Origin of the sequence: Asanoa sp. NPDC049475 (assembly GCF_040676915.1) — a bacterium.
Classification (GTDB): domain Bacteria; phylum Actinomycetota; class Actinomycetes; order Mycobacteriales; family Micromonosporaceae; genus Asanoa.
The window spans coordinates 123,880-137,382 of the sequence record NZ_JBFAPY010000010.1 but is presented as its reverse complement, the minus strand read 5'-3'; the positions used below and the strand labels follow the sequence as shown (position 1 = coordinate 137,382).

The 13,503-nt window shown below is 72.1% G+C and carries 15 protein-coding genes; 6 read left to right on the top strand and 9 right to left on the bottom strand.

Annotation, left to right across the window (positions count from 1 at the left end):
- The first annotated feature begins 72 nt into the window (after positions 1-72).
- Entirely contained in the window at positions 73-1,002 is a 930-nt protein-coding gene (locus AB0J88_RS34595; protein WP_364348965.1) for a GNAT family N-acetyltransferase, read from the top strand.
- 53 nt (positions 1,003-1,055) lie between these two features.
- On the opposite strand, the gene AB0J88_RS34590 is transcribed toward AB0J88_RS34595, so the two are convergent.
- From AB0J88_RS34590 to AB0J88_RS34580, 3 genes are all read right to left on the bottom strand, one after another.
- Positions 1,056-1,388 (bottom strand): YnfA family protein, encoded by a 333-nt coding sequence (locus AB0J88_RS34590; RefSeq protein WP_364348968.1) that lies wholly within the window; start codon positions 1,386-1,388, stop codon positions 1,056-1,058.
- Positions 1,385-2,110: a siderophore-interacting protein gene (locus AB0J88_RS34585; protein WP_364348971.1), complete on the bottom strand. Its 726-nt coding sequence runs from the start codon at positions 2,108-2,110 to the stop codon at positions 1,385-1,387. Before AB0J88_RS34585 ends, AB0J88_RS34590 begins: the two co-directional genes overlap by 4 nt.
- 67 nt (positions 2,111-2,177) lie before the next feature.
- Positions 2,178-2,783, bottom strand: a complete 606-nt coding sequence (locus AB0J88_RS34580) for an ABATE domain-containing protein (protein ID WP_364348974.1) — start codon at positions 2,781-2,783, stop codon at positions 2,178-2,180.
- Between the two features lie 80 nt (positions 2,784-2,863).
- On the opposite strand from AB0J88_RS34580, the gene AB0J88_RS34575 reads away from it, so the two are divergent.
- Both AB0J88_RS34575 and AB0J88_RS34570 read left to right on the top strand, forming a co-directional pair.
- The gene (locus AB0J88_RS34575; protein WP_364348977.1) at positions 2,864-4,063 is read left to right on the top strand and encodes an MFS transporter; all 1,200 of its coding nucleotides are present in this window, start codon (positions 2,864-2,866) and stop codon (positions 4,061-4,063) included.
- Positions 4,064-4,066: 3 nt separating this feature from the next.
- On the top strand, positions 4,067-4,813 hold the full coding sequence (locus AB0J88_RS34570; protein ID WP_364348980.1) for an SDR family NAD(P)-dependent oxidoreductase: 747 nt from the start codon (positions 4,067-4,069) through the stop codon (positions 4,811-4,813).
- On the opposite strand, the gene AB0J88_RS34565 is transcribed toward AB0J88_RS34570, so the two are convergent.
- Complete coding sequence (locus tag AB0J88_RS34565) at positions 4,810-5,358, bottom strand: YciI family protein (protein WP_364348983.1); 549 nt, start codon at positions 5,356-5,358, stop codon at positions 4,810-4,812. The genes AB0J88_RS34570 and AB0J88_RS34565 overlap by 4 nt on opposite strands.
- Before the next feature lie 80 nt (positions 5,359-5,438).
- Here AB0J88_RS34565 and AB0J88_RS34560 point away from each other — a divergent pair, with 80 nt between their 5' ends.
- Together AB0J88_RS34560 and AB0J88_RS34555 are read left to right on the top strand one after the other, a co-directional pair.
- Positions 5,439-5,891, top strand: coding sequence for a hypothetical protein (locus AB0J88_RS34560; protein ID WP_364348986.1), 453 nt, complete (start codon positions 5,439-5,441; stop codon positions 5,889-5,891).
- Between the two features lie 102 nt (positions 5,892-5,993).
- Complete coding sequence (locus AB0J88_RS34555; protein WP_364348989.1) at positions 5,994-6,509, top strand: hypothetical protein; 516 nt, start codon at positions 5,994-5,996, stop codon at positions 6,507-6,509.
- 30 nt (positions 6,510-6,539) lie between these two features.
- Here AB0J88_RS34555 and AB0J88_RS34550 read toward each other — a convergent pair whose 3' ends face one another.
- Positions 6,540-7,196, bottom strand: coding sequence for an MBL fold metallo-hydrolase (locus tag AB0J88_RS34550; protein ID WP_364348992.1), 657 nt, complete (start codon positions 7,194-7,196; stop codon positions 6,540-6,542).
- 10 nt (positions 7,197-7,206) lie between these two features.
- Positions 7,207-7,905: a maleylpyruvate isomerase family mycothiol-dependent enzyme gene (locus AB0J88_RS34545; protein WP_364348995.1), complete on the bottom strand. Its 699-nt coding sequence runs from the start codon at positions 7,903-7,905 to the stop codon at positions 7,207-7,209.
- Between the two features lie 89 nt (positions 7,906-7,994).
- On the opposite strand from AB0J88_RS34545, the gene rsgA reads away from it, so the two are divergent.
- The gene (gene rsgA, locus AB0J88_RS34540) at positions 7,995-9,056 is read left to right on the top strand and encodes a ribosome small subunit-dependent GTPase A (RefSeq protein ID WP_364348998.1); all 1,062 of its coding nucleotides are present in this window, start codon (positions 7,995-7,997) and stop codon (positions 9,054-9,056) included.
- Here the strand turns inward: rsgA and gsmA are convergent.
- The 3 genes from gsmA to AB0J88_RS34525 form a co-directional block, all read right to left on the bottom strand.
- The gene (gsmA, locus tag AB0J88_RS34535; RefSeq protein WP_364349001.1) at positions 9,047-10,153 is read right to left on the bottom strand and encodes a sporangiospore maturation cell wall hydrolase GsmA; all 1,107 of its coding nucleotides are present in this window, start codon (positions 10,151-10,153) and stop codon (positions 9,047-9,049) included. The two genes, rsgA and gsmA, sit on opposite strands and share 10 nt — an antisense overlap.
- 115 nt (positions 10,154-10,268) lie before the next feature.
- Entirely contained in the window at positions 10,269-11,924 is a 1,656-nt protein-coding gene (locus AB0J88_RS34530) for a CocE/NonD family hydrolase (RefSeq protein WP_364349004.1), read from the bottom strand.
- Positions 11,925-11,961: 37 nt separating this feature from the next.
- Complete coding sequence (locus tag AB0J88_RS34525; protein WP_364349007.1) at positions 11,962-13,437, bottom strand: alkaline phosphatase PhoX; 1,476 nt, start codon at positions 13,435-13,437, stop codon at positions 11,962-11,964.
- Positions 13,438-13,503 lie beyond the last annotated feature (66 nt).

Sequence of the window (13,503 nt, the reverse complement as noted above, 5' to 3'; positions counted from 1 at the left end):
GGGCCTTCGTTCGCGTCGCACTCGCGCTGACGCGACACAGGACGGGCACACCAGCAAGCAAGGAATGTGCCCATGACATCGCTGACTCTCCGCCCGATCACCGGGCCGGACGAGCTGCCCCTGTTCTGCCAACTTCGCTATCAGCTCGACAAAGAGCTCGACCGTGACCTCGCCGAAGGGCGCCGCCGGCCCGAATGGCTGTGGGTCGCCGTGCGCGGTGACCGCGTCGTCGCCCGGGTCGGCTGGTGGACGTTCCGCGCCGGGGAGGACCCGTACGCGCTGGACTTCTTCGACTTCGACGATTCGCCCGACAGTGTCGAGGTCGCCCTGGAGCTGTTCGCGGCCGCCACCGCCGCCGTGTTCGGCCCTGGTGCGAGCCTGCCGCAGTACATCCGGTTCACACCGCCGGACTGGCATGACGACCCGGCCGCCAACCAGGTAGTCACCGGCCGGATCGCCGCCCTCGAACGCACCGGCGCCCGCATGCTCGTCGAGCGGCTCCGCCTGGAATGGCGCCCCGATGCCGGCGTCCCCGAAGGAGACGGGCGGCTGTCGTTCCGTCCCGTCGCGGGCCGGGACGAGCTCGTCGGGTTGATGACCGCCGTGCTCGACGGGACGCTCGACGCGCACAGCCAGGCCGAGCTGACCCGGGTGAGCCCTGCCGAGCAGGCCAACGCGCAGTACGACGAGGAGCTGCTCGGCTATCCGTCGCCGCGCGAGTGGTGGCGGGTCGGCGTGCTCGGTGACGGGGCGCCGGTCGGGTTCGTGATCCCGGCCCGCAACTCCTACAACCCGATCATCGCTTACATCGGGGTCGTGCCGGCGCACCGCGGCAAGGGCTACATCGACGAGCTGCTGGCCGAGGGCACCCGGGTGCTGGCGGCGCAGGACGTGCCCCGGATCCGGGCGGCGACCGACGTCGGCAACGTCCCGATGGCGAAGGCGTTCGCCCGGGCGGGTTACCGGGTCTTCGAACGCCAGGTGGACATGACCTGGCAGTGATGCGCTAGATCGGCAGCCGCGAACGCGTCGGAGCCGGGTCTTCGCCATGTGGGCTATGCCCGCGGCGCGTACATGATTACCGCCACGCCGGCCAGGCAGAGGATCGCGCCGGCCACGTCGTAGCGGTCCGGCCGGAACTTGTCCACGACGATGCCCCACGCGAGCGAGCCGGCCACGAAGACACCGCCGTACGCGGCCAGCACGCGGCCGAAGTGCGCGTCGGGCTGGAAGGTGGCCACGAAGCCGTAGAGGCCGAGCGCGACGACGCCGGCACCGACCCAGAGCAGCCCCCGGTGCTCGCGTACGCCCTGCCACACCAGCCAGGCGCCACCGATCTCGGCGAGGGCCGCGGCGACGTACAGGGCGATGGACCGGGCAACCGTCACTCGATCTTGCCGATCGGCTCCCGCTTCTCGGCCTGGAACACGTCCTCGGTGCGGCCGCGCGCCCAGTAGCCGGAGATGGAGATCGCCTCGCGCGGCACCTCGCGGGTGCGCAGGACCGCGCGGATCGCCTTGACGGACTCGCGCTCGCCGTGGACGAAGACCTGGACGGTGCTCGGGTCCGGCCACGGCCCGCCGTCGACGGCGCGCGCGAGGAACGCCGTGTCGTCGAAGTCGGGATTGACCAGCCAGTTCAGGGCCACGCCGGTCGGGCACTTCAGGTCGAGGATGTCGTCCGGGGCGGCGACCTCGAGCCAGGCGGCGCCCTGGGCGTCGGCGGGCAGGGCCTCCAGGGCCGCGCTGATCGCGGGCAGGGCGGAGAGGTCGCCGGCGAACACGTGCCAGGCGGTCGCCGGATTCGGAGCGTACCCACCGCCCGGGCCGGACAGGACGAGCTCGTCGCCCGGTGACGCCTTCATCGCCCACACCGCCGCGATGCCGGTGTCACCGTGCGTCACGAAGTCGATCGCCAACCGGCGGGCGGCCCGGTCGATCCAACGGACCGTGTACGTACGCGTCACCGGCCGCTGCTCGGGGTCGGTGAACTGCAGCTTCACGTACGCGTCGGTGTGCCCGTCGCCGCCGAACTCGGCCAGAGAGTCGCCGGAGAGGACCACCCGCACGAGGTGGGGGCCGACCTGCTCGGTCGAATCCACAGCCAGCACGTGCCGTGCTCGTCCTTGCCGCGTAGGCGTCGTCATGCCGTACCTTCCGTCGGGTCGTTAGGCCACCCTAACCCCTGGTCGCGCGGGTGCGGCGCACGGCGACGTAGCGGCGCATCTTCTCGGCGGTGCCGCAGTCCTCCATGCTGCACCAGCGGCGGCTGCGGTTCTTGCTCTCGTCGACGAACAGGAATCGACAGCCGCCGCAGCCCTTGACCCGGTCGCGCGGGCCGGCGGTGAGCAGGTCGACCGCCGCGTGCACCACCGGCCACAGTGGCCGGTCGAGGCTGCTGTCGTCGCGCCAGGTCCACGTGAAGTCGCGGTCGAGTCGCGCGCGGGCGATCGCCTCGGCCTCGTCGTCGCGGAGGCGGGTCAGCGCTTCGGTGCTCGGGGTGCTCCCGGTGGCCAGCGACCGGAAGAGGTCGTCCAGGTAGTCGCGGGTCCGCACCGCGCGGTCGAGGGCGGCCTGCTCGACGGCCTGGTCGTGGTGGGCCGTCCGCGCGGCCTCGGCCTCGGCTTCCGACAGGATGCCCGCGTACGCGGCCCAGGCGACCAGCTCCGAGTAGCTCGTGAGCACGTCGTCGTCCGGCGGGCCGGTGGGCGGCCCGCTGCGCGTGTTGACGAAGTCCAGGGCGATGGTGCCGCCCACCAGACGCATCCGCTCGACTGTTTCCATCAAAACAGACTTTACCAGTAGCGCCGCGTCGAACGTGCCCGTTAGTCTGTTTCCGCCAAAACTTCTTTAGGAGGTAACTCATGGGGCACAGGCGCGCGGTGGGAGCCCTGATCGGCCTGGCGGGCGGCACGTTCCTCTACACCACCGCCGAGGCTCTGCCGATCGGGCTGCTGTTGCCGATGGCCGCGGACCTCGGTGTCCCACCGACGCGGGTGGGCGCGCTCGTCACCGCGTACGGCGCGGTGGTCGTCGTCGCCTCGATCCCGTTGACCGCACTGGCCAGGCGGATTCCACGGCGGCGCCTGCTGTCCGCGCTGCTGGCCGGTTTCGTGGTCAGCACCCTGACGACGGTGTTCGCGAGCAGCTTCGCGCTGGTCATCACGGCGCGCATCGCCACGGCCGCGACCCACGCGCTGTTCTGGGCCGTCGTGGTGCCGGCCGCGGCCGAGCTGTTCCGGCCAAGCCTGCGCGGGCGGGTGGTCGCCGTCGTGTTCGCGGGCGGCAACATCGCGCTGGTGCTCGGGGTGCCCGCCGGCACGTGGCTCGGCGAGCACGCCGGCTGGCGGGCGTCGTTCCTGGCGGTGGCCGGCCTCGGGCTGATCGTGCTGGCCACCGTGGCGGCGCTGCTGCCCTCGACCCGGCCCGACGAGGGGCACGCGGCCCGCGGTGCGACACCCGACGCGCGGCGGTTCTGGCTGCTGGTCGGCGTCGCGATCCTGACGACCGCCGGCGCCATCGCGGCGTACACCTATGTCGCCCTGTTCGTCACCGACGTCAGCGGGATGGCCGCCGCCTCCCTCGGAGCGGTGCTGCTCGTGCGCGGCATCGCCAGCGTGCTCGGGATCCTCGCCTTCGGCGGGTTCGTCGACCGCCGGCCGTGGCCCGCCCTGGTCGTCACCGTCGGCCTGCAGGCGGTGGCCCTGGTCGGCCTCTACGCGCTGGGGGATCGACCGGCCGCCGCCGTCGTGCTGCTCGCGGTGTCCGGGCTCGCGTTCGCGGCGTTCACGGCGGCGCTCGGCGGGCTCGTGCTGCGGGTGGCGCCGGGGCGCTCCGACCTCGCCGCCGCCACGCTCTCCGCCGCGGTCAACGTCGGCGTCACCGCCGGCGCCTGGCTCGGTGGTCTCGTGCTGCCGAGCCACGGCGTGCGGAGCACGGTGCTGGTCGGCGCGCTGCTCGGCATCGTCGCGCTGGCCCTCGCCCTCCTGCCCTACGCAGATCGGCGTACGGCCGACGCCGCTCCCGAGCCGACGACGGTGCCGCACGGCGCGCGCACGCTGTGAGGCATGAACCTCTCGAATCGGGTGGCCCTGGTGACCGGCAGCTCACGCGGGATCGGCGCGGCGATCGCGGAGACGTTCGCCGCGGCCGGCGCCGACGTCGTGCTGCACGGCCGCTCGGCGAGCGCGCTGGCCGCGGTGCGGGAACGGATCGGTGGCGACACGCTGGTCGTGACCGGTGACATCACCGTCGCCGCTGACCTCGACCGGATGCACGACCAGATCATGGAACGCCACGGGCGGGTCGACGTCCTGGTCGCCAACGCCGGCAACACCACCAGCCGGCCGGCGCCGATCGAGGACATCACCGAGGAGAGCTGGCGCGCCGACCTCGACCGGAACCTGACCGGCACTTTCCTGACGGTCCGGCGCTTCCTGCCCGGCATGAAGCAGCGCCGCTCCGGCACCATCCTCACGCTGTCGTCGGCGGCGGGCCGCAAACCGAGCGAGCGCACGATCGTGGCGTACGCCGTGGCCAAGGCGGGTGTCCAGCTCTTCACCCAGGATCTGGCCGCGCAGGTCGGACCGTTCGGCATCCGCGCCAACTGCATCGCGCCGGAGACCATCATGACCGAGACCAACGAGAGTTGGATCCCGGCGGACACCCAGCGCGCGCTGGCGGAGGCGCACCCGCTGCGCCGCCTGGGCACGCCGGCCGACGTCGCCGCGACGGCGCTGTTCCTGGCGTCGGACCAGTCGAGCTGGATCACCGGCGTCATCGTCGACGTCGCGGGTGGTGCCGTGCTCTCCTAGCGACGCCCGCCGAAGGTCCAGTTGTGCACCTCGACGGCGGCGTACCGGTCCGCCGTCAGGACGGTGCGTGCTTGTCGCGCGTCTGTCGCCCGGACCAGTGCCGCCGTGCCCAGCCAGGCCGTGCCGTCGTCGGAGAGCAGTGGTCCGTACGCGATCAAGTCGTCACCGTCGGCCGGGATCTCGCGGTCGAGGGCCGGTCCCGTGCCGAAGCCGAGCACCAGGTAGCGGTTGCCGTCGGTCGGGCCGCCGGGGAAGTCCCACATCGTGCGGCCGAGGGCGTTGTGCCAGCGGCGCAGGAGCACGTCGCGGTAGACGCCGGCCTGGTAGTTCGGCTCGTCGAAGGCGAACGCGCGGGCGGCTGCGGGATCGGGCAGGTCGAGGATGTGCACGCTGCCGGTGGCGGTCTCGCCGTCGTCGGTCAGGGTCGGGCCGCGGGCGATCATTCGCTCCGCGTATCCGTCCATGTAGGACCAGTGTCGCTCGCCGAGCTCCTCGCGCAGCGGCATCGAGCCCGGTCGGTCGCGGTGGTAGCAGAGGAACTCCATGGCCCCGATCCTGGCATCTGCGCAAGCGGCCATGATCACCGACCGGGCCGAGGATAATTGCCGCATAGGGGGGTGAACCCATGTCAGTTGCCACGGAACACCAGGCGCACCTCGCGACCCACGAGCACATCCACGGCGTCGACTGCGGCCACGAGGCGTTCGAACACGTGGGCCACATCGACTATCTGCACGACGGCCACCGCCACCACTCGCACGACGGGCACTACGACGAGTGCGAGGCGTCCGAGCACGCGAGCACCGAGGGCCACCAGCACCAGCACGGCCAGAGCTGCGGCCACGTCGGGTTGAAGCACGACGGGCACGTCGACTACCTGCACGACGGGCACGCGCACACCAAGCACGGCGACCACTACGACGAATGCTCCGTCAAGGACCACGTCGAAGCGGAAGCGCACACCCACGTCCACGGTGACGGCTGCGGGCACCCGTCGGTGGCGCACGGCGACCACGTCGACTACCTCCACGAGGACCACCGGCACGCGGCCCACGAGGGCCACTACGACGAACACTGACCCGGCCGGCGCGGAGTGGCGTCATAAAACGAACGCTCGTTCTTCGATATAACCGGTTTGAGCTCCCGTACGGGGGGACCTCAACGTCATCGAGGAGCGAACGTGAAATCTCCAACCCGACGCCGGGTCGGACGCGCGCTGGCCGTCAGCGCCGCGGCCGCCGCGGTGCTGTTGGCCTGCGGGAGTTTCGCCCAGGCCGAACCCGAGGCGGCGTCCGTCATCAACGCCTGCGTCAACCGCAAGACCGGTGACGTGCGCATCCCCAACCCGCCTCGCGAGGGCGGGTCCGGCTGCGACCGATGGGAGCAGAGCGTGCGCTGGAACGTCAGGGGACCGCAGGGCCCGCCCGGCGAGATGGGGACTCCCGGGGTCATCGCGGACACGGCACCGATCCCGGCGAACACGTCCGACGAGTCGATCCTCGTCTTCTGCCCGGACGGGACCGCGTTGAGCGGCGGCGGGTTCGAGGTGGACCAGGGCGATCTGTCGGTCGTCGCGAGTGCGCCCGTCGTCAGCCCGCAGGGTGCGCTCGTCGCATGGCGGGCGAGCTTCACCAACCCGACCGACGCCGTCGGCCAGGGCACCGTCTGGGCGGTCTGTTTCCGACCGGCGAGCTGAGCGGTGGGGCGCTACGGCGCCCCACCCCATCTACCAGCCTCGGGCGCGCCACTCCGGCACCGACGGGCGCTCGGCGCCCAACGTGGAGTCCTTGCCGTGGCCCGGGTAGAACCACGTCTCGTCCGGCAGCGCGCCGAACAGCTTGGTCTCGACGTCGCCGATCAGGGACGCGAACGCCTCCGGGTCGTCGTGGGTGTTGCCGACGCCGCCGGGGAAGAGGCTGTCGCCGGTGAACAGGTGCGGCGTGCCCTTCGGGTCGCGGTAGAGCAGCGCGATCGAGCCCGGCGTGTGGCCGACCAGGTGGATGACCTCGATCTCGCAGTCGCCCAGCGGGATCCGGTCGCCGTCGACCACCGGCGAGGTGCTGATGGGCAGGCCCTCGGCGTCGTCGGGGTGGGCCAGCGCGCGGGCGCCGGTCGCCGCGACGACCTCCTCCAGCGCCACCCAGTGGTCCATGTGCTGGTGCGTGGTGACCACCGTGGACAGTGCACGATCGCCGACCAGCTCGAGCAACCGCGGCGCCTCGTTGGCGGCGTCGATCAGCAGCAGGTCCCCTGTGGACACACATTCCAGCAGGTACGCGTTGTTGTCCATCGGGCCGACCGAGAGCTTGGTGATGCGGAGGCCGGGCAGCTCCCGGACGTCCGGCGCACCGCCGGTCTCGACGTTTCCGGTGTACGACGACATGGCGGAATCCTTACATCCAGAAGGGCGGGGTGGGCAGTGGACCGTCGGGCGTGACAGTGAGGCCGGCGCCGTCGGAACGGCCGGTGAGCCAGGCGGCCAACGCGCACGCGGAGCCGGAGACGACCGGGCCGCCGGTGCCCACCTCGAGCGGGTGGCCGGTGTCGCCGGGCCGCAGCACCAGCGGGGTCGAGCCGTCCAGACCGCTGACGACCTCGTGCAGCAGGCGGTGGGCGAACGCGTCCGGCCAGTCCTCGTGACCGTAGCCGGCCGCCAGGTCGACGTGGTGCACCTCGACCTCGCGCAGCCGGCGCCAGACACCGAAGACGGCGGGTTGCGGCTGGCCCGGCACGTCCAGGACGGTCGACCACTGCTCGGGACTGAGCGCCTCGGCCGCCTCCGCGTACGCCCGGGTCGACTCGCGCAGGTCGGCGAGGTGCGCCGCGGCGGGCCGGTCGGCGTCGCGCTCGATGTCGCTCGCGCGCTGTCCGGGCTGGTACTGCGGGGTGACCACCCCCGTGCGGGCCCAGGTCAGCAGGTTGCGCATGCCGTCGGCGTTGCGCGCGACGTGCGCCAGCACGTGTCCCCGGGTCCAGCCGGGGAGGGCGGAGGGCGCGGCCACGGCGGCGTCGTCGAAACCGGCGGCCGTCGTGATCAGGCGCGCGGTGGCCCGGTCGACCTCGGCCATCAGTGCCAGCGGATCCGTGCTCACAGCACAAACCCTAACCGGGCGCGGGCCGGAATTCGGTTTCGGCCCCACCGGGCGCGGCCTACCGTCGATACCAACGAAGAAAGGCACCCATGACCTTTGATCTCGCGTCCCTCGGTTGGGACGCCGCGTACTCCGCCGACCTGCCGGCGTTCGACGCCGACGTGGTGCCGGGCCGGGTGGCCCGGGTCGACCGCGGCGTCTGCACCGTGCTGTGCGCCGACGGCTTGGTGCGGGCCAGCCTGGCCGGCGCGGTGCTGGCCGCCGCGTCGCGCGACACGGCCCGGCTGCCCTGTGCGGGCGACTGGGTGCTGGTGCGCGTCTGGCCCGACGACCGGGTCACCATCGAGGCGGTGCTGCCCCGGCGCACGGCGATCATCCGGCGCACCGCCGACAAGGACTCGTCCGGCCAGGTGCTGGCGGCCAACCTCGACGTCGCGGCCGTGGTCGAGCCGTTGGAGCCCGCGCCCGACGTCGGCCGCATCGAACGGCTGCTCGCGCTCGCCTGGGACTCCGGCGCCCGCCCGATGGTCCTGCTCACGAAGTGCGACGCCGTGCCGAACCCGGCCGCGGTGGCCGACGACCTGGCCCGGTCAGCGCCCGGCGTCGAGGTGTTGACCGTGAGCTCCCGGCTCGGCACGGGCCTCGACCAGGTGCGCCCGCTGGTCGCCGCCGGCCGCACGCTCGGCCTGCTCGGTCCGTCCGGTGCCGGCAAGTCCACGCTGGTCAACGCCCTGGCCGGGGCCGCCGTGATGGGCACCCGGGCCGTCCGCGAGAGCGACGGCAAAGGTCGCCACATGACGACCTACCGCGCCCTGATCCCGATCCCCGGCGGCGGCGCCGTGCTCGACACGCCCGGCATGCGCCAGGTCGGCCTGCTGGACGGCGCCGAGGGCCTCGGCCAGGCGTTCGCCGACGTCGCCGAGATCATCGCGGCCTGCCGGTTCGCCGACTGCGCCCACCAGGCCGAGCCCGGCTGCGCGGTCCGCGCCGCGCTGGAGTCCGGCGACCTCAGCCCGCGTCGGTGGGAGAGTTGGCAGCGGCTGGCCCGGGAAATCGCCTACGAGACCCGCCGGCGCGAGTCCCGCAAGGCCGCCGTGGAGCGGGCCCGGCTCAAACAACACCGGGTCCGCGACACGAGCCGTCACACCTGAGCCTTCTTCTTCGCCGGCGGGTCGTACTTGTAGAGGTTGTACGCCTTCATGATCTCGATCAGGTCGTTCGCGTACGAGGGAGACGTCGCGTACCCGGCCTTGTGGATCTCCTTGGCGAACTGGTTCGGGTTGTTGCTGTACTTGAACGCCGGCTTGTAGCGGTCGTTGACGGTCAGGAAGTAGCCGTGGTCGGCGAACGAGGCGGTCGCGTTGCGGTACGCCCGGAACGACGCCGAGGTGTCGTAGCAGCTATTGCCCTCGCACTCCTGCGTCGCGTACGACCGGCAGCCCAACGCGATCGTCCCGGGGTTGCCGAAGCACTTGATGCCGAAGTAGCTGTGGTCGCGCCGGGTCAGGTAGGAGCGGCCCCAGCCCGACTCGAGGATCGACTGCGCGATGGTCACCGACGCCGGCACCTTGTATTTCTGGAAGCCCAGCTTGGCCGGCTCGGCGACCCGGGCGAGGAACTGCGCCGCGCCCGACGCCGGGACGGTGGGCGGAGCCTGGCCGCACCAGGGCAGGTTCGGCATGCCCTTGCTGTACGCGACCAGCGCGTCCGACACGTACCGGCCGTCCGTCAGCCGGTTCCAGGCGTACGTGGTCCGGACGTGCCCGGTCACCTTCTGGCCCCAGACCTGGCAGTTGATCGCCAGCCCGGTGCCGTTGGTCAGTGTGCCGACCCGGGTGCTGCTCGTGCTGGCGCCCGCGCGCACGTTGACCGAGCCGCCGCCGCTGCTGACCGTGGCGACGCTGGCTCCCTTCGGGGTGCACCAGGGGAGCCAGGGACGCGACGGCGACCAGCGCAGGTAGGCGTCCGCGACGTAACGACCGTTGGAGAGCCGGTCCCAGTACGGTGTCGCGCGCTGCGTTCCCTTGATCTGCTCGCCGAACTCCTGGCAGACCGCGGTCACCCTGCTGCCGTCGGCGACCGACCCGGCGCGCGTGTCGGCCGTGGACGGTCCACTGCGCAGGTTGAGCGGCCCGCCGGCGACGACGGTGGCGGTCGGCGCGGCGGCTGCTGTTCCCGGCAGTAGGGCGACCGCGGCGGCACTGGCCAGCACGCCGGCGGTCAGCGCACGCATCAGAGCAGACTTCATCGTCGGTCCCCCTTCCGACCTGACCGGTGGCGGTCCACGCCGCCATCGGTCAATTCAGGCTATTTGCCAGAAATGGGGTTGGTGGGAGAAGAGAGGAATTCGCGAAAAGGCGGGCTCAGGGTGCGACCGTGAACCGAACCGCCGAGGGCCGGGTCCGGTCGTGGAACACCCAGCGCTGCCCGCCGCGCAGCCCGACCGCGCTGCCGAGCGGCTCCCCGGTGCCGGGATTGCGCGCCCAGCGCGGATGCGACCCGCCGGCCACCTGCACCCGCAGCCGGTGCCCGGGCTCGCAGCGGTACGCGGTCGGGTACATCGGCACCCGCACCTCGGTCACCCCGTCGGCATCGCTCCGGAAGCGCCCCGGCACCACACGGACCAACCCGTCGCAGATGTTCCACGACCGGCCACGCGGGTCCACGTCGCAGAGTCGCACGAACACGTCGAAGAACTCCGGCTCGCCGTGCGTGTAGATCGTCGCTTCGACCTCGCCGACGAGGTCCAGCGGTGTCTCGAGCGGCTCGCTCGTGAAGACCAACACGTCGTCGCGGCTCTCCACAAGCCGGTTGTCGACCCGCCCGGCCTTGTTGGCCGCCAGCACCGCACCGCCGGCGGAGGGGGTCGGGTCGGCCGGGTCGTAGTAGAAGCGGGACGGCTCACCGGTGTCGTTCGGCTCGCCGCCGAGACCGCCGTCGGGTCGCAGGAAGATCTCCCCGGCGCGCCCGGCCGGCGGCCACTCGGGCACGTCGCGCCAGCCGGCGTTGCCCACGTGCAGCCGCACCGCGCCGTTCCGGGACTCTGGCCGCAGCGCTTGCGCGGCCGACTCGCCGCGCGGCATCCGCTCGCACAGGAACGCCAGCCCTTCGCGCATCCAGGCGCCGAGCAGCCCCGGACTGCCGTGGGTCCACGGCCCGATCATCAGGTGCGGGTCGGCGCCCGCGGCCTTCAGCGCCGCGTAGTCGCGTAGCTGCGCGGGGAGGAAGATGTCGTGCCAGCCGGTGATCATCGCGATCGGCGCGCGCACGTCGGCGACGCTGGAGTCGAACCGCCGGTCCGCCCAGTACGCCGCGTCGGGCTCGACCTCGCGCAGCCACTCCTGGAAGAACTGCACCGGCGCGCCCACCGCGGCCAGGTCGGCGGCGTCGAGTGGCAGCGTCGCCAGGCCACGCATCAGCTTGGGCTGGCCGCGCTTGAGCTCGCGCTGCCGGGCGAAGAAAGGCTGCCCCTCGGCGGCGAGCAGTTCGGCCCAGGTCAGCGCGGTGTCGAGGGAGAACGCCTCGCCCGCGTACGTGGAGTCGCGCGCCGACGAGGTCGTGCAGACCAGCACCATCGCGCGCAGCTCGTCGCCGACGTAGGGCGCCACCGCCCACTGCGTGAAGCCCTGGTAGCTGGAGCCGAACATCCCCAGGTGGCCGTTGTACCAGGGCTGCCGGCGCAGCCAGTCGACCGTGTCCATGCCGTCGGTGCGCTCGTGCAGCATCGGCTCGAAGCTGCCGCCCGACCCGTACGTGCCGCGGCAGGACTGGATCACGGTGTGCAGCCCGCGCTCGGCGATCAGCCGGCCGAGCAGCGTGACCACGCCACTGCGCCCGTACGGCGTGCGGATCAGCACCGTGCCCGCGTCGGCGACGTCCGTCGCGTAGTGGTCGGTCACCAGCACGACGCCGTCGCGGGCGCGTACCCGCTGATGTCGGCGGGCGGTGACCTTGCCCGGCACGGCCGGGGGCAGACGGAGCGCACGGGCGGCGGCGAAGGTCGCGACCTGGGCGAGCACGGTCCCACCGTACCCAGCCGCCGCCCGTCTCTGCTTCTCAGACGCCGATTCGGCGCCAGTCTCCCCAGATCGCGAACGTCATCCCGGCGCTGGCCTGGATGTTGACGAACAGCGTGCCGCCGTCGGGGCTGAACGTGGAGCCCGCGAACTCGTCGTTGGTGCGGGACGCGCCGGTGCTCGACGTGAGCCGGTTGAGCGCGATGTCGAACAGCTCGCCGTCGCGACCGAGACCGCGCAGGTAGTTGTCGTTGGTGTTGTCCTCACAGACCACCAGCGTGCCGCGCGGGCTGGTGGTGACGTTGTCGGGGAAGTCCAGGGTGTCCGGCCCGGGCGACTGGTAGACGGCCCGCAACACCTCGTGCTTCGGGTAGTACGCCCAGATCTGTCCGTGGCCGTTGCCGTACCCGTCGGTCGCGTGTGGTCCGAGCTCCGTCTCCGCCTCGCCGCCACCCTGGGTGGACGTGAAGTAGATGACACCGTCGTCGTACACGGCGCCCTCGAGTCTCGAGAAGTAGGCCGCGCCCTGCTCCCAACCCTGCCTGGGCACGTGGATGGTCGCGTCGTCGTTGGTCGTCGGCGCGGTCTGCCCCGGCGTGTAGGGGAACTTCGGCGCGGGATCGTCGATGTCGACCCACTTGACGTCGTACGTGGCCCCGCGCCGCTGGTCGGCCTCCAGGTGGATGTTGGGCCGCTTGCGGACGGCGAGCATCTGCAGGCGACCCCGGTTGTCGAGATGGCCGAGCCGCATCGGGTCCTTGCGTGGCTTGTAACGGAAGAACCCGGACGGGAACTCGAAGCTGTCCTCGGTCAGGTAGAGGTAGCCGGAGTGCGGGTCGTAGGCGACGGCCTCGTGCGTGAACCGCCCGGCCGCCGTGATCGGCTCGCCGCTGGCCTCACCGCGCACGGGCACCTCGAAGACGTACCCGTGCGGCTGGGTGAGCGGCACGTTGGACGCGCCGGTGAAGTCCGGGCCGACGTCCGGCCCGTTGACGGTCTCCTCGCAGGTCACCCAGCTGCCCCAGGGCATCCGCCCGCCGGAGCAGTTCATCATGGTGCCGTTGACGCTGGTGTACGCGCGCCGGACCTCGCCGTGCGGCGAGACGTGGACGGTCGTGGTGCCGCCGCGGGCCATCGGGTCGTAGGGGGTTCGCGGACCGAACGCCGGTCCGGGGTTGTTGACCTCGTGGTTGCGGATCAGGACGATGTCGTCCCTGCTCTTGTCGCGGAAGGCGCCCATGCCGTCGTGCCGCCCGGGGAGCGCGGTGCCGTCGTCGAGGGTCACGGGTGACTCGGTGTCGTGGAAGGAGCGGTAACGGAACCCGGCCGGCACGTGCAGCCGGACTTTCCCGTCCCGCAGGTCGGCGATGTTGTCGACCAGAGGCGCCTTGGGGTGCTTGGGGTGGGCCGAGGCGGCGGCCCGGTTGGCGAACCCGAGGAACGGCCCACCGAGCGCCGCGCCTCCGGCCGCGGCCGCGGCACCTCGCAACAACGTGCGACGATCGAGATCAGACATCGAGGCCTCCTTTGTCGGAATCCATCGATCCTCACGACGCCGGGCCACCGCCGCAACCGCTGGTTG